Origin of the sequence: Streptomyces sp. NPDC005485, assembly GCF_040606085.1 — a bacterium.
Lineage (GTDB): Bacteria > Actinomycetota > Actinomycetes > Streptomycetales > Streptomycetaceae > Streptomyces.
In genome coordinates this window covers 25,638-48,466 of the sequence record NZ_JBEXDZ010000011.1, presented here as the reverse complement: position 1 = coordinate 48,466, position 22,829 = coordinate 25,638, and the positions used below count along the sequence as shown (strand labels likewise).

General features: G+C 68.7%; 21 protein-coding genes and 1 tRNA gene. 9 read left to right on the top strand and 13 right to left on the bottom strand.

Going from position 1 to position 22,829, the window contains the following annotated elements; genetic code table 11:
- The first annotated feature begins 960 nt into the window (after positions 1 to 960).
- The gene (locus tag ABZS97_RS06455) at positions 961 to 2,133 is read left to right on the top strand and encodes an acyl-CoA dehydrogenase family protein (protein WP_356134225.1); all 1,173 of its coding nucleotides are present in this window, start codon (positions 961 to 963) and stop codon (positions 2,131 to 2,133) included.
- 66 nt (positions 2,134 to 2,199) lie between these two features.
- Here the strand turns inward: ABZS97_RS06455 and ABZS97_RS06450 are convergent, their stop codons facing one another.
- The 4 genes from ABZS97_RS06450 to ABZS97_RS06435 form a co-directional block, all read right to left on the bottom strand.
- Entirely contained in the window at positions 2,200 to 2,529 is a 330-nt protein-coding gene (locus ABZS97_RS06450; RefSeq protein ID WP_356134326.1) for a rhodanese-like domain-containing protein, read from the bottom strand.
- Between the two features lie 115 nt (positions 2,530 to 2,644).
- Positions 2,645 to 3,556, bottom strand: a complete 912-nt coding sequence (locus ABZS97_RS06445; RefSeq protein WP_356134324.1) for a hypothetical protein — start codon at positions 3,554 to 3,556, stop codon at positions 2,645 to 2,647.
- A 336-nt stretch (positions 3,557 to 3,892) separates the two neighbouring features.
- Positions 3,893 to 5,332: a DUF2252 domain-containing protein gene (locus tag ABZS97_RS06440; RefSeq protein WP_356134322.1), complete on the bottom strand. Its 1,440-nt coding sequence runs from the start codon at positions 5,330 to 5,332 to the stop codon at positions 3,893 to 3,895.
- 228 nt (positions 5,333 to 5,560) lie between these two features.
- Positions 5,561 to 5,932 carry a helix-turn-helix domain-containing protein gene (locus ABZS97_RS06435; protein WP_356134223.1) on the bottom strand — a complete coding sequence of 124 codons (372 nt, stop codon included), beginning with the start codon at positions 5,930 to 5,932 and terminating at the stop codon, positions 5,561 to 5,563.
- A gap of 114 nt (positions 5,933 to 6,046) precedes the next feature.
- Between ABZS97_RS06435 and ABZS97_RS06430 the strand changes: the two genes are divergently transcribed.
- Complete coding sequence (locus ABZS97_RS06430; RefSeq protein ID WP_356134221.1) at positions 6,047 to 6,700, top strand: NAD(P)H-dependent oxidoreductase; 654 nt, start codon at positions 6,047 to 6,049, stop codon at positions 6,698 to 6,700.
- Between the two features lie 268 nt (positions 6,701 to 6,968).
- Here the strand turns inward: ABZS97_RS06430 and ABZS97_RS06425 are convergent.
- Positions 6,969 to 7,055, bottom strand: a tRNA-Leu gene (locus ABZS97_RS06425).
- 465 nt (positions 7,056 to 7,520) lie between these two features.
- Between ABZS97_RS06425 and ABZS97_RS06420 the strand changes: the two genes are divergently transcribed.
- The 6 genes from ABZS97_RS06420 to pknB all read left to right on the top strand — a co-directional run bounded on the left by ABZS97_RS06420 (position 7,521) and on the right by pknB (position 15,737).
- Positions 7,521 to 8,390, top strand: a complete 870-nt coding sequence (locus tag ABZS97_RS06420) for a DUF3662 and FHA domain-containing protein (RefSeq protein ID WP_356134219.1) — start codon at positions 7,521 to 7,523, stop codon at positions 8,388 to 8,390.
- Between the two features lie 10 nt (positions 8,391 to 8,400).
- Positions 8,401 to 8,931 (top strand): FHA domain-containing protein, encoded by a 531-nt coding sequence (locus tag ABZS97_RS06415; RefSeq protein ID WP_356134217.1) that lies wholly within the window; start codon positions 8,401 to 8,403, stop codon positions 8,929 to 8,931.
- A 98-nt stretch (positions 8,932 to 9,029) separates the two neighbouring features.
- Positions 9,030 to 10,613, top strand: a complete 1,584-nt coding sequence (locus ABZS97_RS06410) for a Stp1/IreP family PP2C-type Ser/Thr phosphatase (RefSeq protein ID WP_356134320.1) — start codon at positions 9,030 to 9,032, stop codon at positions 10,611 to 10,613.
- A gap of 26 nt (positions 10,614 to 10,639) precedes the next feature.
- Entirely contained in the window at positions 10,640 to 12,085 is a 1,446-nt protein-coding gene (locus tag ABZS97_RS06405; protein WP_356134215.1) for an FtsW/RodA/SpoVE family cell cycle protein, read from the top strand.
- Positions 12,082 to 13,563 (top strand): penicillin-binding transpeptidase domain-containing protein, encoded by a 1,482-nt coding sequence (locus ABZS97_RS06400; RefSeq protein WP_356134213.1) that lies wholly within the window; start codon positions 12,082 to 12,084, stop codon positions 13,561 to 13,563. The genes ABZS97_RS06405 and ABZS97_RS06400 overlap by 4 nt, the downstream gene beginning before the upstream one ends.
- A gap of 170 nt (positions 13,564 to 13,733) precedes the next feature.
- Entirely contained in the window at positions 13,734 to 15,737 is a 2,004-nt protein-coding gene (gene pknB, locus ABZS97_RS06395) for a Stk1 family PASTA domain-containing Ser/Thr kinase (RefSeq protein WP_356134210.1), read from the top strand.
- A 299-nt stretch (positions 15,738 to 16,036) separates the two neighbouring features.
- Here pknB and ABZS97_RS06390 read toward each other — a convergent pair whose 3' ends face one another.
- From ABZS97_RS06390 to ABZS97_RS06360, 7 genes are all read right to left on the bottom strand, one after another.
- The gene (locus ABZS97_RS06390) at positions 16,037 to 16,312 is read right to left on the bottom strand and encodes a hypothetical protein (RefSeq protein ID WP_356134208.1); all 276 of its coding nucleotides are present in this window, start codon (positions 16,310 to 16,312) and stop codon (positions 16,037 to 16,039) included.
- Positions 16,313 to 16,915: 603 nt separating this feature from the next.
- Positions 16,916 to 17,665 carry a class E sortase gene (locus tag ABZS97_RS06385; protein ID WP_356134207.1) on the bottom strand — a complete coding sequence of 250 codons (750 nt, stop codon included), beginning with the start codon at positions 17,663 to 17,665 and terminating at the stop codon, positions 16,916 to 16,918.
- Positions 17,666 to 17,678: 13 nt separating this feature from the next.
- Positions 17,679 to 18,803, bottom strand: coding sequence for a class E sortase (locus tag ABZS97_RS06380; protein WP_356134205.1), 1,125 nt, complete (start codon positions 18,801 to 18,803; stop codon positions 17,679 to 17,681).
- Entirely contained in the window at positions 18,800 to 19,438 is a 639-nt protein-coding gene (locus tag ABZS97_RS06375) for an aminodeoxychorismate/anthranilate synthase component II (protein WP_356134203.1), read from the bottom strand. Before ABZS97_RS06375 ends, ABZS97_RS06380 begins: the two co-directional genes overlap by 4 nt.
- Entirely contained in the window at positions 19,435 to 19,632 is a 198-nt protein-coding gene (locus ABZS97_RS06370; RefSeq protein ID WP_356134200.1) for a hypothetical protein, read from the bottom strand. Before ABZS97_RS06370 ends, ABZS97_RS06375 begins: the two co-directional genes overlap by 4 nt.
- Positions 19,633 to 19,669: 37 nt before the next feature.
- Positions 19,670 to 20,362, bottom strand: coding sequence for a class E sortase (locus ABZS97_RS06365; protein ID WP_356134197.1), 693 nt, complete (start codon positions 20,360 to 20,362; stop codon positions 19,670 to 19,672).
- Between the two features lie 24 nt (positions 20,363 to 20,386).
- Complete coding sequence (locus ABZS97_RS06360; protein WP_356134194.1) at positions 20,387 to 21,166, bottom strand: DUF881 domain-containing protein; 780 nt, start codon at positions 21,164 to 21,166, stop codon at positions 20,387 to 20,389.
- Between the two features lie 142 nt (positions 21,167 to 21,308).
- On the opposite strand from ABZS97_RS06360, the gene crgA reads away from it, so the two are divergent.
- Positions 21,309 to 21,563 (top strand): cell division protein CrgA, encoded by a 255-nt coding sequence (crgA, locus tag ABZS97_RS06355; protein WP_356134192.1) that lies wholly within the window; start codon positions 21,309 to 21,311, stop codon positions 21,561 to 21,563.
- A 235-nt stretch (positions 21,564 to 21,798) separates the two neighbouring features.
- Here the strand turns inward: crgA and ABZS97_RS06350 are convergent, their stop codons facing one another.
- Positions 21,799 to 22,719 carry a rhomboid family intramembrane serine protease gene (locus ABZS97_RS06350; protein WP_356134190.1) on the bottom strand — a complete coding sequence of 307 codons (921 nt, stop codon included), beginning with the start codon at positions 22,717 to 22,719 and terminating at the stop codon, positions 21,799 to 21,801.
- Positions 22,720 to 22,829: the final 110 nt, after the last annotated feature.

The following is a 22,829-nucleotide window of genomic DNA, read 5'->3' as shown; positions in this document are numbered from 1 at the left end:
CGGGGGGCCGGGGGACGGCGGGTTCGGAAGCGGCTGGCTGGGCGGGGTCGGCGGGGTCGGTCAGCTCTTGGGGCTCGGAGAGCTCGGGAGGCTCGGAGAGCTCGGGAGGCTCGGAGAGCTCGGGAGGCTCGGAGAGCTCGGGAGGCTCGGTGGGCTCGGGAGGCTCGGTGGGCTCGGGAGGCTCGGTGGGCTCGGGAGGCTCGGTGGGCTCGGGAGGCTCGGTGGGCTCGGGAGGCTCGGGAGGCTCGGTGGGCTCGGAGTCCTCGGGTTCGGCGGGCTGGGAGGGGTGAAGGTCGGTGGGCTCGGCGGCACGGGCCTCGGTGGGCTCGGGGGCAGGGGAGTCGGTGAGCGCGGGGGCCTGGGGCTCGGTGAGCGCGGAGACAGGAGGCTCGGCGGGCGGCGCGGAGCCGTGTGGCTCGGCGGCCGGTCGCTGCCGGGCGTTCGAGTCCTCGTCGTGCGCGTTCATTCCGCCCCGATTCCGATTCCCGATTCCGATGTCCGTCGGCGGCTTCCGCCGGCGATCTCCGATGCCCTGTATCCGCTGCCTGCTGCCCGCTGCCCGTCCGATTCTCGCCGCGAGCCGCGAGGAGCCCTACCGCCCACACGCACCGCGCCGTGGCATTCGCAGTGGCATTCGCACGGGAACGGTACTCAGGCAGGCCCACCAGGCACAGCCCCGAGAGACACAGAGGTCACTCGGGCAGCGCCATGGTTATCCACAGCGGTTGACACCATACGGCGCCGCGCCCGACCATTGATCTAACAGACCGAACGATCGGTTGGTGGATGCGAGCGGTGGACGGCACGCCAAGGGCCGGCCATTCCCGCCTTCCGGCCGTTCCCGCCTTCCGGTCATTCCCTTCTCCTAGAACCTGTTCTATCTTGACGACCCGTCAGATCTGTCAGGCCGTCGGATCCCGAGATCCGGTCGGTGGGCCGGCGCGCGGGAGGGCAGGAACCGTGGACTTCACCTTCACCGAAGAGCAGCAGGCGGCGCTGGAGGCGGCGAAGGCGGTGTTCGCGGGGGTGGCTCCCGACAGCGTGCCCAGTCCCGCGCTGACCGCGGGCACCGTCGCGGACGACTTCGACCGCGCTCTGTGGGCCAGGCTCGCCGACACCGACCTGTTGAGCCTGCTCCTCGACGCCGAGTACGGCGGGGCCGGGCTGGACGCCATCGCCCTGTGCCTGGTGCTGCGAGAGGCGGGGAAGGTGCTCGCGCGGGTGCCGCTGCTCGAAAGCACCGTGGCTGCCGTGACCGTACAGACCTACGCCGGCCCGGAGTTGAAGGAGGATCTGCTCGCGCGTGCGGGACGGGGCGAGGTCGTCCTGACCGTCGCCGCGAACGGGCGGACCGGACACGACCCGGCCGAACTCGCGGTCACCGCACGGCAGGACGGTGACACCTGGGTACTGGACGGGGTGCAGACGGCGATCCCCTGGGCGCACACCGCCGACTTCACCGTCGTACCCGCCCATGTCACGGGCCCGGACACCAGCGACGAGCAGAGCGAGAGCATCGCCCCGGGACGCGCCGTGCTCGCGCTCGTCCCCCGTGGCGCCGACGGAGCCGTCCTCGGCGAGCAGATCTCCACGACCGGTGAGCGCCTCGGCGAACTCCGCCTGGAGTCCGTACGTATCGCCGCCCGGGACGTCATCGACGCCGAGGGCGCGTGGGAGTGGCTGCGCGAGCTGCTGGTCACCGGGACGTGCGCGCTGGCGCTCGGACTGGGCGCCGGCGTACTCAGGATGACCAGCGACTACACCAGCAAACGGGAGCAGTTCGGGTTCCCCGTCGCCACGTTCCAGGCCGTCGCCGTCCAGGCCGCCGACCGCTACATCGACCTGCGCGCCATGGAGGCGACTCTCTGGCAGGCCGCCTGGCGGATCAGTACGGGAGCGGGCGGCGCGCTCCCGGCGTCCGCGGACGTCGCCGTGGCGAAGATCTGGGCGTCCGAGGGGGTACGACGCGTCGTACAGACCGCGCAGCATCTGCACGGAGGCTTCGGCGCCGACACCGACTATCCGCTGCACCGCTACCACGCCTGGGCCAAGCAGCTGGAACTGTCCCTGGGCCCGGCGGCGGCACACGAGGAGGCCCTCGGGGACCTGCTCGCGGCGCATCCCCTGGCCTGACCCTGCCCTGCCCCCCGCGCCCGCCCGTTCCCGACCGGGAAGCGGGCGCTGGCCAGCCGGCCGGGGTTACAGCACGAAGCCGGGCTGTCCCTTGTCGTCCACGACCGGGCGGCCGGCGGCTTCCCAGATCTGCATGCCGCCGTCGACGTTCACAGCGTCGATGCCCTGCTGGGCCAGATACTGCGTGACCTGCGCCGAACGCCCACCGGAGCGGCAGATCACGTGGATCCGGCCGTCCTGCGGAGCCGCCTCGGTCAACTCGCCGTAGCGTGCCACGAATTCACTGATGGGGATGTGCAACGCCCCTGCGGCATGACCCGACTGCCACTCGTCGTCCTCCCGGACGTCCAGCAGGAAGTCGCCGTCCACGAGATCGCCGACCGCGACCGAGGGCACACCAGATCCAAAAGCCATGCCCCGACGCTACCTGACCGGACCGACACCACAAACGCTGCCGCCCAGGAGACCCCAGCCCGGCCGGCGGATCACCTCATCCGTCTGGTCAGTCCGGTCAGCTCGTCAGCCCGGTCAGCTCCGCCTCGCGCTCGCCGACCTGGGCCAGCAGCTGCTCGGCGATCTCCTCCAGGAGACGGTCGGGGTCCTCCGGGGCCAGCTTGAGCATCGCGCCGATCGCGCTCTCCTCCAGGTCGCGGGCGACCAGGGTGAGCAGCTCCTTGCGCTGGGCGAGCCATTCGAGGCGGGCGTAGAGCTCCTCGGTGCGGCTCGGACGCCACTCCTCGGGAACGGGCCCGGCGGCCCACTCCTGCGCCAGCTCCCGCAGAAGCACCTCGTCGCCCCTGCCGTACGCGGCGTTGACCCGGGCGATGAACTCGTCCCGGCGCGCACGCTCCGCCTCGTCCTGCGCCAGGTCGGGGTGGGCCTTGCGGGCCAGCTCACGGTAGAGCTTGCGGGCCTCGTCGCTGGGGCGCACCCGCTGCGGGGGCCGCACGGGCTGGTCGGTCAGCATCGCCGCCGCCTCCGGGAAGAGTCCCTCGGAGTCCATCCAGCCGTGGAACAGCTCCTCGACGCCCGGCATCGGCATGACCCGCGCCCGAGCCTCGTGCGCCTTGCGAACGTCCTCGGGGTCACCGGTCCGCGCGGCCCGCGCCTCGGCGATCTGCGCCTCCAGCTCGTCGAGGCGGGCGTACATCGGCCCCAGCTTCTGGTGGTGCAGCCGCGAGAAGTTCTCGACCTCGACGCGGAAGGTCTCCACGGCGATCTCGAACTCGATCAACGCCTGCTCGGCCGCCCGCACGGCCCGCTCCAGCCGCTCCTCGGGCCGGTCTTCCTCACCCGTGACATCCCGCGCGCCGTCCGCCTTCTCACCGGCCTCGCTGCTCTCCCCGGCCTCGCTGCTCTCCCCAGCCTCGCTCGGGGCCTCAGCCTCGCTCGGTGCCTCAGCGTCGTTCGCGGCCTCGCTCACGGGCTCGCTCTGGACCTCGTGCTTCGCCTCACCGGCAACCCCACCGGCGGCCTCACCAGCAGCGTCGTCGGCAACGTCACCAGCAGCGTCGCCGACAGCCTCACCGGCCCGCTCGGCTGCGGCGGGCGGCACATCCGTGCCCTCCCGCTCCCGCGGCTCTTCACCAGCAGGCGCGGACTGGGACTGCTCAGCTTCCGGCGTCGTCACCCGCCCAGCGTAGGCCACGGCTCAAACGCCCACGCAGGCTCACTGTCATCCCCCTCCGAGGGCTCCCTCCGGGGGGCCTCCCCCTCCCTCCCACCAACCCCCCACGCCCAACCCCCCACGCCAACCGCGTCAAACCCCCATCTCCGCAGCAACCCGCCCCGCCCGCACCGCACCCACCAACTCCGCGTGGTCCGCCTCGGTGCGGTCGGCGTAGGTGACGGCGAATGTGGCTATCGCCTCGTCCAGTTCCTCGTTCTTGCCGCAGTAGCCGGAGAGGAGGCGGGGGTCGGCGGTGTGGGAGTGGGCTCGGGCCAGAAGGGCGCCGGTCATGCGGCCGTAGTCGTCGATCTGGTCGGCGGACAGCGCGGCGGGGTCGACGCTGCCCTTGCGGTTGCGGAACTGACGTACCTGGAAGGGCCGCCCGTCGGCCGAGGTCCAGCCGAGCAGGATGTCGCTGACGACCTGCATGCGCTTCTGCCCGAGGACCACCCTGCGCCCCTCGTGCTCCACGTCCGGTGCCTCGAACCCGGCGGTCACCAGATGCGGCACCAGCACCGACGGGCGGGCCTCCTTCACCTGGAGGACGAGCGGTTCGCCGCGGTGGTCCAGGAGCAGGACGACGTAGGACCGCGCGCCCACGCTGCCCGTGCCGACCACGCGGAACGCGACGTCGTGCACCGCGTGGCGGGCCAGCAGGGGGAGGCGGTCCTCCGAGAGCGTGCCGAGGTACTGCTCCAGGGAGGATGCCACCGCCGCGGCCTCCTCGTCGGGTATGCGGCGCAGCACCGGCGGTGCGTCGACGAAGCGGTGTCCGCCGTTGTCCGTCACCTCCGTCGACTTGGCCGCGAAGCGTCCGCTCGTGTTGGCGCGCGCCTTCTCCGAGACCCGTTCCAGCGTGCCGAGCAGGTCATGGGCGTCCGTGTGCGAGACGAGTTCCTCGTCGGCGATGGCGTTCCACGCGTCGAGGACCGGGAGTTTGGCGAGCAGCCGCAGGGTGCGCCGGTAGGCACCGACCGCGTCGCGGGCCGCCTTGCGGCAGGTGTCCTCGTCCGCCCCGGCTTCCCGGCCCGCGAGCACGAGCGAGGTGGCGAGCCGCTTGAGGTCCCATTCCCAGGGGCCGTGCACCGTCTCGTCGAAGTCGTTCAGGTCGATGACGAGGCCTCCGCGCGCGTCTCCGTAGAGGCCGAAGTTGGCCGCGTGCGCGTCGCCGCAGATCTGTGCCGCTATCCCGGTCATGGGGGTGCGCGCGAGGTCGTACGCCATGAGGCCGGCCGAGCCGCGAAGGAACGCGAAGGGTGTGGCCGCCATCCTGCCGACGCGTATCGCCGTGAGCTCGGGGATCCTGCCGCGGTTGGACTCCTCCACGGCGGCGACGGCGTCCGGCCGGGCGATGTCGAGCGTCAGCTCGGCGTGGGCGGTGCGGCCCACCCGCTCGCGCAGCGCCTTGCCCTCGTCCTTGGGTGAGCCCTGTACGGGCCACTGCGCGAAGCCGCGTACTCCGGGGACCCGGGTCGCCCGCGCGCCGGGGACCGCCGCCCCGACCGCCTTCGTACCAACCGACGTCGCCACGACCGCCGTACCGAGCTGGGTCACTTCGACCGCCTCCCCCGTGCCTGCACGAACATCAACTCGTGATGACCGTACAGCCGGTCGTCGAGACGCGTCAGACCCTGTGGACAACTCCGCGACTGTGGAAAAACACCGTGGATACGGGCAGCCGCGCACGGGTGCCGGCCAAGCGGGCCGTCGCGCTCCTGGCGGGCTCCCGGCAGGAGCGCGGCAGGCTCCCGGCGGGCTCTACTTTCCGAACTTCTCCGAGCACGGAGCGCTTTCGGGCAGGTGCTGCTCGGCCCAGCTGCCGAGTTCCTTGAGGGCCGGCTCCAGGGCTGAGCCAGCCTGCGTCAGGCGGTAGGAGACGCGCAGCGGGGGGCCCTCGTCGACCTCGCGCACGACGAGGCCGGCCGCGCCGAGTTCGGTGAGCCGGTCCGAGAGCATGCGTTCGCTGATGCCGGGGATCGCCCTGCGCAGGTCGGAGAAGTGCACGGGGTGCTGCATGAGCACGGCCACGATCAGGCCGGTCCAGCGTTTTCCGAGCAGCAGGAAGACCCGGGTCATGCCGTCGTCGACCCGTTGGCACGGGCCCGCCTCGTGCTTCACCTGCTCCGCCATAGGCCCAGGGTACTGCGTTCCCGTAGGGGGCTGAAAAAAAGTAAGCGACTGTGTTATCAATAGTTCAGTACGAAACGTCAGGCATCCCCCTTCCTTTTGCCTCTGGAGACCCCCATGGCCACGCTTCTTCACATCGACTCCTCGGTGTTCCCCGCCGCCGCCTCCGCCTCCCGCGCGGTGACGGACGCCTTCCGCAAGGCCTGGGAGGAGCAGCACCCCGAGGGCACGGTGATCTACCGCGACCTGGCCGCGGACCCCGTTCCGCACATCACCGCCGACTCCCACACCGCCGGCTTCGCCGCTCCGGACACGCACACGCCCGGACAGGCCGAGGCCTTCGCCGAGCGCGTGAAGTTCATAGAGGAGCTGGAGAACGCGGACGCGGTGCTGATCGGCGCCCCGATGTACAACTACACGATCCCCTCGACCCTGAAGGCGTGGCTGGACCACGTGGTCCTCATCGGCCGCACCGCCATGGCCGAGGACTCGAAGACCAAGGGGACCCCGGTCACGGTCGTCGCCAGCCGCGGCGGCTCCTATGCACCGGGCACCCCGCGCGAGGGTTACGAGTACGTGCAGAACTACCTGGAGGCCATCCTCAGCGACACCCTCGGCCTGGAGCTGGAGTTCATCGTCCCGGAGCTCACGATGGCTCCCCACAACCCGGCGATGGCCGAGCTGGTCCCGCTCTTCGAGGCGTCCCGCTCCAAGGCCCTCGACGACGCGGCCACCAAGGCCAAGGAGCTCGCCCAGCGCCTCGCAGGCTGAACACCGCCTCAGCACCGTCCACCCAAAAGCACCGGCCGCCCGCGACCACCGGCCGTTCAAAAGCATGAACACCGCAAACAGCAGGACCCCGGCAGTGAGATACCTCACCGCCGGGGTCCTGCCGTGCACTCCCCACCACCGCGACCACAAGAGCCGCCGGAACCCCGAACCCAAAGCCAGGAGCTGACCCCAGCCCAGAAGCTGGCCCCAGAACAACGAGAAACGGGCCCTCACCGAGACTCTCGTCTCTGGTGAGGACCCGTCCTCATGGTGCGCGAGGGGGGAGTTGAACCCCCACGCCCTTTCGGGCACTGGAACCTGAATCCAGCGCGTCTGCCTATTCCGCCACCCGCGCATTGGGTGTGTCTTCCGTCTCCCACCGAGTGGGTGAGCGCCTTCCGACATGCAGAAGATTAGCACGCTGTCCGGGGTGGAATCACATCCCTTTCCCACCTCCCGCACCGCCCGCGCGCGCCCCTCCCGCCCAGGCCACCTCCCCCGCACCGGGGTCCCCGGCGGCGGCGGGTATCAGTCAGAACCGGTTCACGTATCAACCTCGTACCGGTCCTGCGCATCTCCCCAGTAGCCGGACAGGCAGCACAGCCAGGTGCGGGACACTGGTCGCGGGCCGCCTCTACGATCCTTGGCAGCAGGAGTTCGAAGAGGCGCTTCGGAGGGAACTCCGGGAGGGGACTCCGGGAGGGGCTCGGAGCTCGTCGACACCCGTCGACCGGGCCGACAGGGGGAACCAGCCGATTTCCCGACGCGTGGATACGATCAGTAAGCAGTACCAGGACGGCTACGAAGGAGGAGGTGCCCCATGGGAGTCCTGAAGAAGTTCGAGCAGCGTCTCGAGGGTCTGGTCAACGGCACCTTCGCCAAGGTGTTCAAGTCCGAGGTCCAGCCCGTCGAGATCGCCGGCGCCCTGCAGCGCGAGTGCGACAACAACGCGACGATCTGGAACCGCGACCGGACCGTCGTCCCCAACGACTTCATCGTGGAGCTGAGCACGCCGGACTTCGAGCGGCTCAGCCCCTACTCCGGCCAGCTCGGCGACGAGCTCGCCGGCATGGTCCGCGACTACGCCAAGCAGCAGCGCTACACCTTCATGGGCCCCATCAAGGTCCATCTGGAGAAGGCGGACGACCTCGACACCGGCCTCTACCGGGTCCGCAGCCGTACGCTCGCCTCCTCCACCAACCAGCAGGCTCCCGAGCGCGCCCCCGCGGGCCCGCCGGCCGGACGCGGCGCAGGTGGCGCCGGCGGCTACGGCTATCCGCCCGCCGCCCAGCCCGTGGCCCCCGCCGGAGCACCCCCCATGCCTGCCGCCCCGCCGCCCGGCGGACGTCCCGGCCCCGCACCCATGGGCCAGCGGCCCGGTGCGGCGCCGGCCCCGCAGGCCGGCGGCCGCATGCGGCACTGGATCGAGATCAACGGCACCCGCCATCAGATCTCCCGCCCGACGCTGGTGCTGGGCCGCAGCACCGAAGCCGACGTGCGGATCGACGACCCCGGCGTCTCACGCCGGCACTGTGAGATCCGGACCGGAACGCCCTCGACGATCCAGGATCTCGGGTCCACCAACGGCATCGTGGTGGACGGGCAGCACACCACCCGCGCTACGCTCCGCGACGGCTCGCGGATCGTCGTGGGCAGTTCCACCATCATTTACCGGCAAGCCGAAGGGTGAAGCGGGGGCAATGTCAGAGCTGACCCTCACGGTCATGCGGCTGGGTTTCCTGGCCGTACTGTGGCTGTTCGTGATCGTGGCCGTGCAGGTCATCCGCAGCGACCTGTTCGGAACGCGCGTCACTCAGCGCGGCTCGCGCCGGGAAGCCAACAGGCCGCAGCAGGCCGCGCGCCAAGCGGCCGCACCGCCGCAGCAGCGCCAGCAGGCCGCCGCACCGAGCACCGGCGGCGGCCGGCAGCGCCGCGGCGCCCCCAGCAAGCTGGTCGTGTCCGAGGGCACCCTCACCGGCACAACGGTCGCGCTCCAGGGCCAGACCATCACGCTGGGCCGGGCGCACGATTCCACGATCGTGCTGGACGACGACTACGCGTCCAGCAGGCATGCCAGGATCTATCCGGACCGGGACGGCCAGTGGATCGTCGAGGATCTCGGGTCCACCAACGGCACGTATCTCGACCGGACCCGACTGACGACTCCCACACCGGTTCCGCTGGGCGCGCCGATCCGCATCGGCAAGACCGTCATCGAGCTGCGGAAGTAGTGCTACATCATGAATGAGGGCGAGCGGAGCGAGCACGCAGCGGCGGTCCACACGACGGACCCCGGCGCGCTCCCGACCGGAGGGTGGGCACCGTGCGGATGTACCCGGAGCCGACGGGCGAGGTGCGCATGAGTCTGTCACTGCGCTTCGCCGCCGGATCGCACAAAGGCATGATCCGCGAGGGCAACGAGGACTCCGGTTACGCCGGGCCGCGGCTGCTCGCGATCGCCGACGGCATGGGCGGCCAGGCCGCCGGTGAGGTGGCCTCCTCCGAGGTGATCTCCACCATCGTCTCGCTCGACGACGACGTGCCCGGCTCCGACATCCTCACCTCGCTCGGCACGGCCGTGCAGCGCGCCAACGACCAGCTGCGCTCGATGGTCGACGAGGACCCCCAGCTCGAAGGCATGGGCACCACGCTCACCGCCCTACTGTGGACCGGCCAGCGCCTCGGCCTCGTGCACGTCGGCGACTCCCGCGCCTACCTGCTGCGTGACGGCGTACTGACGCAGATCACCCAGGACCACACCTGGGTGCAGCGCCTCGTCGACGAGGGCCGCATCACCGAGGAAGAAGCCACCACCCACCCGCAGCGCTCCCTGCTGATGCGCGCGCTGGGCAGCGGTGAACACGTCGAGCCGGACCTCTCCATCCGCGAGGTCCGCGCCGGCGACCGGTACCTGATCTGCTCCGACGGCCTCTCCGGCGTCGTCTCCCATCAGACGATGGAGGACACCCTCGCCAGCTACCAGGGCCCGCAGGAGACCGTCCAGAACCTCATCGAGCTCGCGCTGCGCGGCGGCGGCCCCGACAACATCACCGTCATCGTCGCCGACGTCCTCGACATCGACTCCGGCGACACCCTCGCCGGACAGCTCTCCGACACCCCCGTCGTCGTCGGCGCGGTCGCCGAGAACCAGCATCAGCACCAGATGCACGACAACGGCGCCATGCAGACCCCCGCGGGCCGCGCCTCCAGCCTCGGCCGTCCGGTTCCCGGACAGGGCGGCGGTGGCGGCGAGTTCGGCCCGCCCGGCAGCGGCGACACCACCGGATACGTCCCCGCGGGCAACTTCGGCGCCTACTCCGACGAGGACTTCGTCAAGCCCGGCGGACGCAAGTGGCTGAAGAGATCCCTCTACATCGCGCTCGCGCTCGCCGTCATCGGCGGCGGGCTCTACGGCGGCTACCGCTGGACGCAGACGCAGTACTACGTCGGCGCCAAGGGCGAGCACGTCGCGCTCTACCGCGGCATCAGCCAGGACCTGGCCTGGGTCTCGCTCTCGAAGATCGAGAAGGACCACCCCGAGATCGAACTCAAGTACCTGCCGCCGTACCAGCAGAAGCAGGTCAAGGCGACCATCGCCGAAGGCGGCCTCGACGACGCCCAGTCGAAGATCGACGAGCTCGCCGTGCAGGCCTCCGCATGCGAGAAGCAGGCGCAGCGCCGCGCCGCCGAGACCGACAGCAACGCGAAGACCGGTGAGGGCGAGGCAGGTGGGACCACGGGAACCACAACCACCTCGCTGACGTCCAAGGCCACGTCGTCGCCGACACCGAACCCGAGCCCGTCGTCATCGGCGCCTTCGTCCTCCAAGTCCACGACCGCACCCACTCCCACACCCGGCCCCAGCCTCTCCGACGAAGAGCAGAAGCTGGTCTCGCAGTGCGGTAAGCAGTAAGCAGCCGTGAGGGGCCCAGTCACACGATGAGCAGTACAACCAACCCGTCGACGCAGCACACGTCCACGATCGGGGCGATCGGCACACCGAGCCGACGCAACACCGAGCTCGCGCTCCTGGTGTTCGCCGTCGTCATCCCGGTGTTCGCCTACGCCAACGTGGGCCTGGCCATCGACGACAAGGTGCCCACGGGCCTGCTGAGCTACGGCCTCGGCCTCGGCCTGCTGGCAGGCGTCGCCCACCTCGTCGTACGGAAGTTCGCCCCGTACGCGGACCCGCTGCTGCTGCCGCTGGCCACGCTCCTCAACGGGCTCGGCCTGGTCGTCATCTGGCGGCTCGACCAGTCCAAGCGACTGCAGCAGCTAGCAGAGCGCCAGTTCGGCGCTTTCAGCGCGGACGCACCCAAACAGCTGCTCTACTCCGCGCTCGGCATCGCGTTTTTTGCCGTGATCATCGTGTTTCTGAAGGATCACCGCATCCTCCAGCGCTACACGTACATCTCCATGGTCGTCGCGCTTCTTCTACTCGTGGCGCCGGTCTTCTTCCCAGCGGTCAACGGCGCCAAGATCTGGATCAGCATTGGCGGCTTCACCATCCAGCCCGGTGAGTTCGCGAAAATCATCATCTCGATCTTCTTCTCCGGTTACCTCATGGTAAAGAGGGACGCTCTGGCACTCGCCAGTCGCCGCTTCATGGGTTTGTACCTGCCCCGCGGGCGCGATCTCGGGCCGATTCTCGCTGTGTGGGCGATCAGCCTCCTCGTCCTGATCTTCGAGACCGACCTTGGCACCTCACTGCTGTTCTTCGGCATGTTCATCGTCGTCCTGTACGTCGCCACCGAGCGGACCAGTTGGATCGTCTTCGGTCTGCTGATGTCCTCCGTCGGCGCTGTCGGTGTCGCCTCCTTCGAAAGCCATGTCCAGCAACGTGTCCAGGCCTGGCTCGATCCCATGCGCGAGTACACGCTGAGCCAGCAAGGCGCATACGGCCACTCCGAGCAGTCCATGCAGGCTCTGTGGGCTTTCGGCTCCGGCGGCACCCTCGGAACTGGACTCGGCCAGGGTAAATCCGACCTCATCGGCTTCGCCGCCAACTCCGACTTCATCCTCGCCACGTTCGGCGAGGAACTGGGTCTCGCCGGCATCATGGCGATCCTGCTGATCTACGGCCTGATCGTGCAACGCGGCATCCGCACTTCGCTCGCGGCCCGCGACCCCTTCGGCAAGCTCCTCGCCGTGGGCCTCTCCGGCGCCTTCGCCCTCCAGGTCTTCGTCGTCGCGGGCGGCGTCATGGGCCTCATCCCGCTGACCGGTATGACCATGCCGTTCCTGGCGTACGGCGGCTCCTCCGTCATCGCCAACTGGGCCCTGATCGCCATCCTGATCCGCATCAGCGACACCGCACGCCGCCCGGCGCCCGCACCCGCACCCAGCCCCGACGCCGAGATGACCCAGGTGGTCCGCCCGTCATGAACAAGCCCCTGCGCCGGATCGCACTCTTCTGCGGTCTCCTCGTCCTCGCGCTGCTCATCCGGGACAACTGGCTCCAGTACGTCCAGGCCGACACGCTGAAGGAAGACCCCAAGAACCGCCGCGTAGCCATCGCCCGCTACGCCACACCGCGCGGCGACATCATCGTCGACGGCGACCCGATCACCGGCTACGCCAAGTCGGACGACAACAGCCTCAACGACTACAAGTACAAGCGCACGTACAAGAACGGCCCCATGTGGGCGCCCGTCACCGGGTTCGCCTCGCAGGCCTACGACGCCACCCAGCTCGAGAAGCTCGAGGACGGCATCCTCACCGGCAACGACGACCGGCTCTTCTTCCGCAACACCCTCGACATGATCACCGGCAAGCCCAAGCAGGGCGGCAACGTCGTCACCACGCTGAGCCTCGCCGCCCAGAAGGCCGCCTTCAAGGGCCTCGGCAACAAGAAGGGCGCCGTCGCCGCGATCGACCCGCAGACCGGCGCGATCCTGGCCCTGGCCTCCACCCCCTCCTACGACCCCTCCACGATCGCCGGGATGACCGACGAGAAGGAGTGGAAGGCGCTCCAGAAGGAGAACAACCCCGACGAGCCGATGCTCAACCGGGCACTGCGCCAGACCTACCCGCCGGGCTCCACCTTCAAGGTGGTCACCGCGGCCGCGGCCCTGGAGAACGGCCTCTACACGGACGCCGACACCAAGACGGACTCGCCGCTGCCCTACAACCTGCCGACGACCCGGACACCGCTGAAGAACGAGGGGCCCATCCCCTGCAAGGACGCCACCATGCGTGTCGCCCTCAAGGTCTCCTGCAACACCGTCTTCGGCAAGATCGGCGCCGACCTCGGCAGGGACAAGATGCTGGAGGAGGCCGAGAAGTTCGGCTTCAACGACGCCAAGATCGACACCCCGGTGCGTGCCGCCGCCTCCAACTTCTCCAAGACCATGGACAAGCCGCAGACCGCGCTCAGCTCCATCGGCCAGTTCGAGACCGCCGCGACCCCGCTCCAGATGGCCATGGTGGCCTCCGCCGTCGCCAACGACGGCACACTGATGAAGCCGTACATGGTCAGCAAGGTGAGCACCCACAACCTGGACGTCATCGAGCAGACCGAGCCGCAGGAGATGAGCAAGCCGCTCTCCGAGAAGAACGCCCAGATCCTGCAGTCCATGATGGAGACGGTCGTCAACGACCCGCAGGGCACCGGCAACAACGCCCGGATCAGCAACGTCACCGTCGGCGGCAAGACCGGCACCGCCCAGCACGGCGTCGGCAACAGCGAGAAGCCGTACGCCTGGTTCATCTCCTACGCGAAGCTCAGCGACAACAGCTCCCCGGTGGCCGTGGCCGTCGTCGTCGAGGACGGCAGCGCCAACCGCGGCGACATCAGCGGCGGCGGTCTCGCGGCACCGATCGCGAGGAGCGTGATGAAGGCAGTCATCGACAGCAAGAAGTGACCCCGCTCACGTCCCCTTCACATCGGTGCACGTTGCGATACCGGTCCTGTCACGGGTGACGGTCTTGGCCAGGTCACACAAAGCGATCCGGGTACGGTATGCCCGGACAGCACACCGCCGGACCAAACAAAGGTGCGGGCGGGACCGACGGAGAGGGCTGGTAGGTAGCTATGGAAGAGCCGCGTCGCCTCGGCGGCCGGTACGAGCTGGGCCAGGTGCTCGGCCGTGGTGGCATGGCGGAGGTCTACCTCGCGCATGACACCCGGCTCGGCCGCACCGTGGCGGTGAAGACGCTGCGCGCAGACCTCGCGCGCGACCCGTCCTTCCAGGCCCGGTTCCGCCGGGAGGCCCAGTCGGCCGCCTCGCTCAACCATCCCGCGATCGTCGCCGTGTACGACACGGGTGAGGACTACATCGACGGCACCTCCATTCCGTACATCGTGATGGAGTACGTCGACGGGTCCACGCTGCGCGAGCTGCTGCACTCCGGGCGCAAGCTGCTGCCCGAGCGCACCCTGGAGATGACCATCGGGATCCTCCAGGCACTGGAGTACTCCCACCGCGCCGGCATCGTCCACCGCGACATCAAGCCCGCGAACGTCATGCTGACGCGCAACGGGCAGGTCAAGGTCATGGACTTCGGTATCGCCCGCGCCATGGGCGACTCCGGCATGACGATGACGCAGACCGCGGCGGTCATCGGCACGGCCCAGTACCTCTCGCCGGAACAGGCGAAGGGTGAGCAGGTCGACGCCCGCTCCGACCTGTACTCGACCGGCTGCCTGCTCTACGAGCTGCTGACGGTCCGGCCCCCGTTCGTCGGCGACTCCCCGGTGGCGGTGGCCTACCAGCACGTCCGCGAGGAGCCGCAGCCGCCGAGCGTCTTCGACGCCGAGATCACGCCCGAGATGGACGCGATCGTGCTGAAGGCCCTCACCAAGGACCCGGACTACCGCTACCAGTCCGCCGACGAGATGCGCATCGACATCGAGGCCTGTCTCGACGGCCAGCCCGTCGCGGCCACCGCCGCCATGGGCTCCGTCGGCTACGGCGGCTACCCCGACGACCAGCCGACGACGGCCCTGCGCCAGGACGCCGGCGCCACCACCATGCTCCCGCCGATGAACCCGGACGACGGCGGCTACGGCTACGACGACCGCCCCGACCGCCGGCGCCAGAAGAAGAACAACACCTCCACGATCCTGCTGGTCATCGCGGGCGCCCTGGTCCTCGTCGGCGCCATCCTGATCGGCAAGTGGATGGTCGACGGCAGCGGATCGAGTTCCGACACCTTCGACACCCCGAACTTCGTCAACCAGTCGAAGGCGGACGCCAGGAAGCAGGCGGACAACGTCGCGCTGAAGCTGCAGTTCGACCCGAAGCCCTGCGAGAACCAGAAAAAGGGCGTCGTCTGCGACCAGAACCCCAAGCCCAACACCCAGGTCAAGAAGGGCGACACGATCACTCTGGTGGTGTCCACGGGGGCGCCGAAGGTGGCGGTGCCGGACGTCGAGGGCCTCACATTCGAGAAGGCTAAGTCTCAGCTCGAGAACAAGGGTTTCGAAGTCGACAAGAAGACTGAGGAGTCCGACCAGACTGCGGGTGTTGTCACCGCGCAAGACCCCAAGGGAGACACGGAGCGGGAGAAGGGCACCACCGTCACCCTGACAGTGGCTACGGAGAAGAAGCAGTCCGTCGTCCCGGACGTGTCCGGCAAGACCTGTGACGACGCCAAGGCGCAGATGACGGCCAACAAGCTCGTCGGCGAGTGCACCGACGTCGAGACCCAGGACCCCAACCTGGTCGGCAAGGTCATCTCGACCTCCCCGTCGGCCAACTCGACGGCGGACCCCCAGTCCACGGTGACCATCCAGATCGGCAAGGCCGCCGAGGCGGAGAAGGTCACCGTGCCGACGGTGACGCAGCTGTCGCTCAAGGACGCCAAGAAGGCCCTCAACGACGCCGGGCTGAACGTCGGCAACATCGGCGGCTCCCAGGACGACAACGCCATCGTGTTCAACCAGGACCCGGCACCCAACAGCCAGGTCGACAAGGGCACGGCGGTCAACCTGGTCGCCGTCGGCCAGGGCGGCAACAACCAGGGCGGCAACAACAACGGCGGAACCAACATCTTCGGTGGAGTCACGGGCACGGCGGCCCGCACCGAGGACTGACACCCGCGCATACGACGCCCGAGCCCCGGCACCTGAACAAAGGGTGCCGGGGCTTGTCGTTGGAGCCCCGCTGGAGCCAACTGCCTTGCGGAATGGCCGGAGGCCGTCAACTGTCCGGCCTTAGAGCTGACGAGCCGGGTCTGTCCGTTGTCGCGTCACCATTGAGGACGGCGTCCGTGACGCCCATGGCCTTCTCGACCACGTTGCCACGGACGCCGTCCTCGTCCCACTCCGCCGGGTTCCGCCCGCAGACGGCGGTTAAGGGGCCAGAGAGAAGCGCGCCCCGTCCCAGCCTTCGACTAGATTTCGTGGATCCTGGACCAGTCGGTGCAGGAGTTGAGCTTGCTGTCGCCCTCGAATCGCGCCACCTCGACCCCAGTGGTCCAGATGCCGTAGTCGCTCCCCGCGGTGGAGCTGAGTGTGAGGGTGTGACCCGCGCCCGAGGTGAGCGAGTGCCAAGGCCACGTCACGGTCTGGTTGCTCCCTTCCCACTTGGTCAGCAGTCGGACCCGTACGTGATGCCCGTCGGCGGACGTGTCGGTAACCGACAACGCGATCTTGAATTCGCCGTACATCCACCGATCGCCTGAGGGGTAGTCCGCCCCCATGCTGCCTCGCGCCCCTGTCGTCGAGCAGCTGGCGGTCTCCGTAGCCGCAGAAGCCTGGCCGGTGAAGGCGACCGTGACCACAGCCGCGGCGCCAAGGGCCGTGACTACGCGCGCGCGATTTCTCATAATATTTACGCCCCTTTGGTTATCGGTGGCGCCGAAGTCGGAGCCCCCCGTTGATCATCGGCAATGATGAACCAAAGACTTGGTCATGCAAAGTGATTAATCGCACAGTTGATCGATTTTTGGCCAGTCCCCACCTGCCGAGAGTGAGCAGCTCAAGATTCCGCCGTGCACCGGCAGGACCGACCCGGCCGCAAAGGGCCGCGAAGAGATCTGCCAGGGAGATCGAAGAGATTCCCCTGGCCCTGGACGCCACCGAGCGAGGATCCGACGGCTGCGTGGCTGGAGGCGATCAGAAGGCGCTACTCGCGCGGATGAGGAACATCGGCCACTCCGTCACCAGCCCCGCTGAGTGACCGAAAACGATCTATTCGGCCCCTGGCCGTCGAGACGACTTGGGCGCTCTGAAGGAACTTCGCCAAGCCCAAACTCAGGGGCCGGTCAACCTCAGCCCAGTTCCTTCGGCAGCGTCCGTTCGCTGTCGACCTTCACCACGCGCTCCAGCTCCCCCCACACCACGTACCGGTACCGGGAGGTGTACACCGGAGTGCAGGTCGTCAGGGTGATGTAGTGGCCGGGCTTCTTCTTGCCGGACTGCTTGGGGACCGTCTGGAGGACCTTGACGTTGTACTTCGAGGTCTCGGGGAGGATCGAGAAGACCTTGTAGACGTACCAGTCGTCCTTCGTCTCGAAGACGATCGGGTCGCCCTTCTCCACCTTGTCGATGTTGTGGAACTTGGCGCCGTGGCCGTCGCGGTGGGCGGCGAGGGTGAAGTTGCCGTCCTTGCCGGTCATCGGCAGGGACGCCTTGACGGGATCCATGTAGTAGCCGGCGACACCGTTGTTGAGGACCTTGGTCGACGTGCCCTTCTCGACGAGGACCTCGCCGTTCTTCATCGCCGGGACATGCAGGAACCCGATGCCGTTCTTCGTGTCCAGGGCACCCGGACCCTTGTCCTGCGCCCACCCGTCGCGGACCTTGTCGCCCTGCTTGTCCGCCTCACGGTCGGCGATGACGTTCGTCCACCACAGCGAGTAGACGACGAAGAGACCGAGCACCAGGCCCGCGGTGATGAGGAGTTCACCGAAGACACTGACCGCCATCGCGATCCGGCCGTGCCCGCGGCGGCGCCGCACGGGCGCCCCGGCCTCGGGATCGGCGCCGGCACGCTCGTCCTGGTCGGTCGTCGCTGCCACTGTTCATCTGTCCTTACTCGACGAGCGCATCCGGCTTGCCCTTGCTGCGGGGCCGTTCCTCGACCATCTTGCCCCACACGATCATCCGGTACTTGCTGGTGAATTCGGGGGTACAGGTCGTCAGTGTGATGTAGCGGCCCGGCGTCGTGAAACTCGAACCCTTGGGGATCGCGTCGAGCACACTCGTGTTCGACGGACTCGTCACGGGCAGGATCGACGCCATCCTGTAGACGTAGTACGCGTCCTGCGTCTCCACCACGATCGCGTCGCCGGGCTTCAGCCGGTTGATGTACCGAAACGGCTCGCCATGCGTGTTGCGGTGCCCCGCGAGCCCGAAGTTGCCCGTCGCGGCATCCGGCATCGCCGTCTTCGTCGCACCCTCGCCGTAGTGCCCGACCATCCCCCGGTCCAGCACCTTCGTCTTGTTCGTGCCCTCCGCGATCGGCGCGACCACGTCCAGCTTCGGAATGTGCAGGATCGCGAACCCCTGCCCGGGCGCGAACGCCCCCGGCTTGCGCTTCCCGCTCGCCCAGTCCTCCTGGAGGTGGTGCGCCTCACTGCCGGCCTGCTGGTGCGCCCGCACGTTCGACCACCACAACTGGTACGTCACGAACAGCAGCATCAGGACGCCGGTGGTGATGAACACCTCGCCGACCACCCGGCTCACCAGAACGGCCACACCGGGCTTCTGGGCCCGCGCCGCCCTCCGCGCCTCCATCCGCGTACGGGGGGCTCCTGCGGGCGCCTCAGAGGCCTTCTCGGCCGTTTCCGGGGCTCCGCCGTGCCGACCGTGCCGCCGGGCCGCCTTGCGCCGCGCCGCGCGGCCTCCCGGGGCGGGCGCCGCCTGCCTCGCGGCCGCCCTCGCCGCGCGCTCCGCCAGACCCGGCGTATCCGGTATTCGCAGCGCCACGGTCTCGTCGTCGGGCAACCGCGGGATGTACGGCTGCTCCTGCGGCGGCTCGTACGCCGTCTCGGGCGCAGTCGCGGGCGCCGTTACAGGCGCCGCCCCGGGCCAGTCGCTCGCGTATCCCTCCGGGTACCACTCCGCGCCCTGCGCGCCCTCGAACGCTTCAGCGCCCCCGTACGCGGCCTCGCCGCCGTAGGGGGAGCTGTCGCGCTCGGGGCGCAGGGCGGTCACGCCGTGGCCCTGCCCACCACCGGGGCGAGCCCCGAGGAACGCCCGACGGCACCCTGGTCGCCGCACTCCACCAGCCAGTTGGCGAGCATCCGGTGCCCGTGCTCGGTCAGCACCGACTCGGGGTGGAACTGCACGCCCTCGACCGGGAGTTCACGGTGCCTGAGGCCCATGATGATCCCGTCGTGCGTCCTGGCGGTGACCTCCAGCTCGGCCGGGACGGTCGCCGGCTCGGCGGCGAGGGAGTGGTAGCGAGTCGCCGTGAAGGGGGAGGGCAGGCCCGCGAAGACGCCCCTGCCCTCGTGCTCCACGAGCGAGGTCTTGCCGTGCAGCAGCTCCGGCGCCCGGTCCACCACACCGCCGTACGCCACCTGCATCGACTGCATGCCCAGGCAGACGCCGAAGACCGGGACGCCCGTCGCGGCGCAGTGCCGGACCATGTCGATGCAGACACCGGCCTGCTCGGGGGCGCCGGGGCCCGGCGACAGCAGCACGCCGTCGAAGCCGTCCTGGGCGTGCGCCGTCGACACCTCGTCGTTGCGCAGCACCTCGCACTCGGCGCCCAGCTGGTACAGGTACTGGACCAGGTTGAAGACGAAGCTGTCGTAGTTGTCGACGACGAGAATCCGCGCGCTCACTGGTTGTCCACCGTCACATCATTGAAGGGAAGCAGCGGTTCGGCCCACGGAAAGACGTACTGGAACAGCACGTAGACCACCGCGAGGACCAGGACGAGCGAGATCAGCGCCCGTATCCACACATTCCCCGGCAGATGCCGCCAGATCCAGCCGTACATGCCGTCCCTTCCGTCGCACCACGGCACCTGAGTCACGCCATACACCACCGGACTCACGCCGTACCGCACCAGACTAACGGCGCAGGGCCGCCGGTTTCCCGGCGTCCACAGGCTGTGTGGAGTCCAGGTGCGCCCAGACGATCAGCCGGTGGCTGTGGCCCCACTCCGGATCGCACGTGGTCAGCGTCAGATAGCGGCCCGCGCGCGTGTACCCCGACTTACGTGGCACAGGGTTGATCACCTCAACGTCCGTGGGCACGGTTTTGTAGGGGCCTTTGTCGATCCGATACGTGAACCAGGTCGTCCCCTCGGTCAGCACGACCGCGTCGCCGGGGCGCAGCTTCGGAAAGTCCTTGAACGGGTCGCCGTAGGTGCGCCGGTGACCGGCGACCGCGAAGTTGCCCTGCCGGCCCAGCTGCGCGGTGCCCGCGTAGTGACCTAGCCCCTTCTTCAGGGTGCCGACCGCGGTGTTCTCCAGCACGGGCTTGTTCCACGTGAAACCAAGCCGCGGAATGTACATGATCGCGAAGGGTTTGCCCGCGGCGTACGGCGCCGGCTCCTCGGGGGCGGCCGAAGCGCCGGGCGATGCGGTCGCCGTGGGGTGCGCCGTCCGCTTGGCCCACTGGTCGTGGAGCACATCGATCTGATGGTTCATCTCGCCGTCCGCCCGGACGCCGGTCCAGAACAGAACATAGACGACGAAGAGGACGATCAGGGTGCCCACGGTGATGCAGAGTTCGCTGACGGTCCTGACGACGACGCGCACCGGCAGCTCCCGAAACGGCTCAGTTCACTCCACAGGCTTCGCGTAGTGCAGATCAACTGTGCCCGAATAGCCGGGAAGAGTCACCGTGCCGTCCTCCTCGACTTTCCAGCCGAGCCCGTAGACGTTGACGTACACCATGTAGTTCTGGATCGCCGGAGAGGCCGCCAGGGACTTCTGGAGCTTCTCGGGGTCACCCACCGCGGTGATCTTGTACGGGGGCGAGTAGACGCGGCCCTGGAGGATCAGGGTGTTGCCCACACAGCGCACGGCGCTCGTGGAGATCAGCCGCTGGTCCATGACCTTGATGCCCTTGGCGCCGCCCTGCCACAGGGCGTTCACCACCGCCTGCAGGTCCTGCTGGTGGATGACCAGGTAGTCAGGCTGAGGCTCGGGATAGCCGGGCAGCTTGGCCGTGGCGTTCGGCGGGGCGTCGTTCAGGGTGACCGTGACGGCCTTGCCCTTGAGCTTCTGGGTGCCCGCGTTCTTCTCCAGCGCCGCGAGCTTGGCGTCCTCGGCCTTCGAACTTCCGTCCTCGCGGCCCGCGAGCGCCTCGACGTCGTCGCGCAGCGCTCCGTTCGACGAGTCGAGCTGACCGTTCTTGTGGCTGCGCTCCTGAATGAGGTCGGAGAGCTTCAGCAAGGACGTGTCCGTACGGATATTCGTGCCTTTGGCCGTGTTGAAGCTCGTGATGAAGAGGAGTCCGGCGAGGGCGAACACGGCGACAGTGAGCAGACGTACGGGCCGGAAACGGCGCACACCGGCAGGACTGGAACCCGTCCCTGGGGAGTCGGCAGAATTGCTCAACGTACCCTTATCTCCTTCGGCGCCGCGGAAGCACTACGCTAACGGACGCCCGGGGGAGCCTCAGTGTCCCCTTGTACGCTGCCCCGGAGCCAGCCCCCAGTTCCCTGCGCGGCCACGCAGCGCATCGACAGGAGAGACCCTCGTGCCGAAGTCACGTATCCGCAAGAAGGCCGACTACACGCCGCCCGCGGCGAAGCAGGCGACCAATATCAAGCTGACCAACCGCGGCTGGGTGGCCCCGGTCATGCTGGCCATGTTCCTCATCGGTCTCGCGTGGATCGTCGTCTTCTACGTGACGGACGGCTCGCTGCCGATCGATGCGCTCGACAACTGGAACATCGTGGTCGGCTTCGGCTTCATCGCCGCGGGATTCGGTGTTTCCACCCAGTGGAAGTAGCTCTGCCCACGGCTATCCACTGAGTTATCCACAGTGGTTATCCACAGGTGGAAAAGAAAGCTGATCTGTGGATAACCCATCGGGATGTTGACGCCGGTGTGACTGGCCTACCGGCATCCGGAAGCATGTTCGCCCCCTGTTCTACCTGGGAAAACTCAGGTCAGCGACAGGGGGCACTGCTGTTCCCGCACAGCGTGCACAAGATCGCGCACGGTCTGTGGACAACATCCGTTCCTCAGGTGAGCTGAGCGGTCCTGACCAGCGTCGCGACGACGACCACGGCCAGGACCAGGGCGCAGGTGCCGTACTGGATCAGCGTCCGCTTCTCGCGCGGGGCGTGGACCATGGCGTAGCCGATGACGACACCGCCGACGAGGCCGCCGATGTGGGCCTGCCAGGCGATGTTGCTCCAGCCGAAGGTGAAGATCAGGTTGATCACCAGCAGGGCGATGATCGGGCGCATGTCGTAGTTGAGCCGGCGCATGAGGACGGCGGTCGCGCCGAAGAGGCCGAAGATGGCGCCGGATGCGCCGAGCGACGGCTGGTTCTGCGCGGCAAGGAGGTAGGTGAGCCCACTGCCCGCGAGGCCCGAGACGAAGTAGAGGGCGAAGTAGCGGGCGCGGCCGAGGGCCGCTTCCAGGGGGCCGCCGAGCCACCACAGGCTGAGCATGTTGAACAGGATGTGGATGTAGCTGCCGTGCAGGAACATCGACGTCAGCATCCGGTACCACTGGCCTTCGGCGACGCCTTCGAGTGAGCCGAGGCTCGGGACGTACGCGCGGCCGATGAGCTCGAGGCGGTCGGTGAAGCGGTCGCCCAGGCGGAGCTGGGCCAGGAACATGACGACGTTGACCCCGATGAGGATCTTGGTGAGGAGCCTGGTGTCTCTGGTCTGGGTGCCGCCCGCGAGGGTGCGGGGCTGGTTGGCCGTCGGTGCGTGTCCCGTGCCGGAGCCGTCACGGACGCAGTCGGGGCACTGGAAGCCGACAGAGGCGCTGATCATGCACTCGGGGCAGATCGGGCGTTCGCAGCGGGTGCAGCGGATGCCGGTCTCGCGGTCCGGGTGCCGGTAGCAGGTGGGCAGGGATCGGGCGTCCTTCGATCCCTGATCCTGTGGGCCTTGCGGGCCCTGCGGGCTGCCTGGCGCCTGGTCCATGGGTCCCCTCATTCTCCGTACGAAGGCTGTGCGGCGCACGGATGGGCAACGCACCGCCCCGTCCATCCTTACGGATGAACGGGGCGTTTGGTTCCCTGCGGGAACCTCGG

Excerpts from the sequence above, each read along its gene's own strand:
- ABZS97_RS06435 (WP_356134223.1), bottom strand. The coding sequence starts at position 5,932 with ATGGCGGAGCAGGTGAAGCACGAGGCGGGCCCGTGCCAACGGGTCGAC.
- ABZS97_RS06430 (WP_356134221.1), top strand. The coding sequence starts at position 6,047 with ATGGCCACGCTTCTTCACATCGACTCCTCGGTGTTCCCCGCCGCCGCC.
- ABZS97_RS06420 (WP_356134219.1), top strand. The coding sequence starts at position 7,521 with ATGGGAGTCCTGAAGAAGTTCGAGCAGCGTCTCGAGGGTCTGGTCAAC.
- ABZS97_RS06415 (WP_356134217.1), top strand. The coding sequence starts at position 8,401 with ATGTCAGAGCTGACCCTCACGGTCATGCGGCTGGGTTTCCTGGCCGTA.
- ABZS97_RS06410 (WP_356134320.1), top strand. The coding sequence starts at position 9,030 with ATGTACCCGGAGCCGACGGGCGAGGTGCGCATGAGTCTGTCACTGCGC.
- ABZS97_RS06405 (WP_356134215.1), top strand. The coding sequence starts at position 10,640 with ATGAGCAGTACAACCAACCCGTCGACGCAGCACACGTCCACGATCGGG.
- ABZS97_RS06400 (WP_356134213.1), top strand. The coding sequence starts at position 12,082 with ATGAACAAGCCCCTGCGCCGGATCGCACTCTTCTGCGGTCTCCTCGTC.
- pknB (WP_356134210.1), top strand. The coding sequence starts at position 13,734 with ATGGAAGAGCCGCGTCGCCTCGGCGGCCGGTACGAGCTGGGCCAGGTG.
- ABZS97_RS06390 (WP_356134208.1), bottom strand. The coding sequence starts at position 16,312 with ATGTACGGCGAATTCAAGATCGCGTTGTCGGTTACCGACACGTCCGCC.
- ABZS97_RS06350 (WP_356134190.1), bottom strand. The coding sequence starts at position 22,719 with ATGGACCAGGCGCCAGGCAGCCCGCAGGGCCCGCAAGGCCCACAGGAT.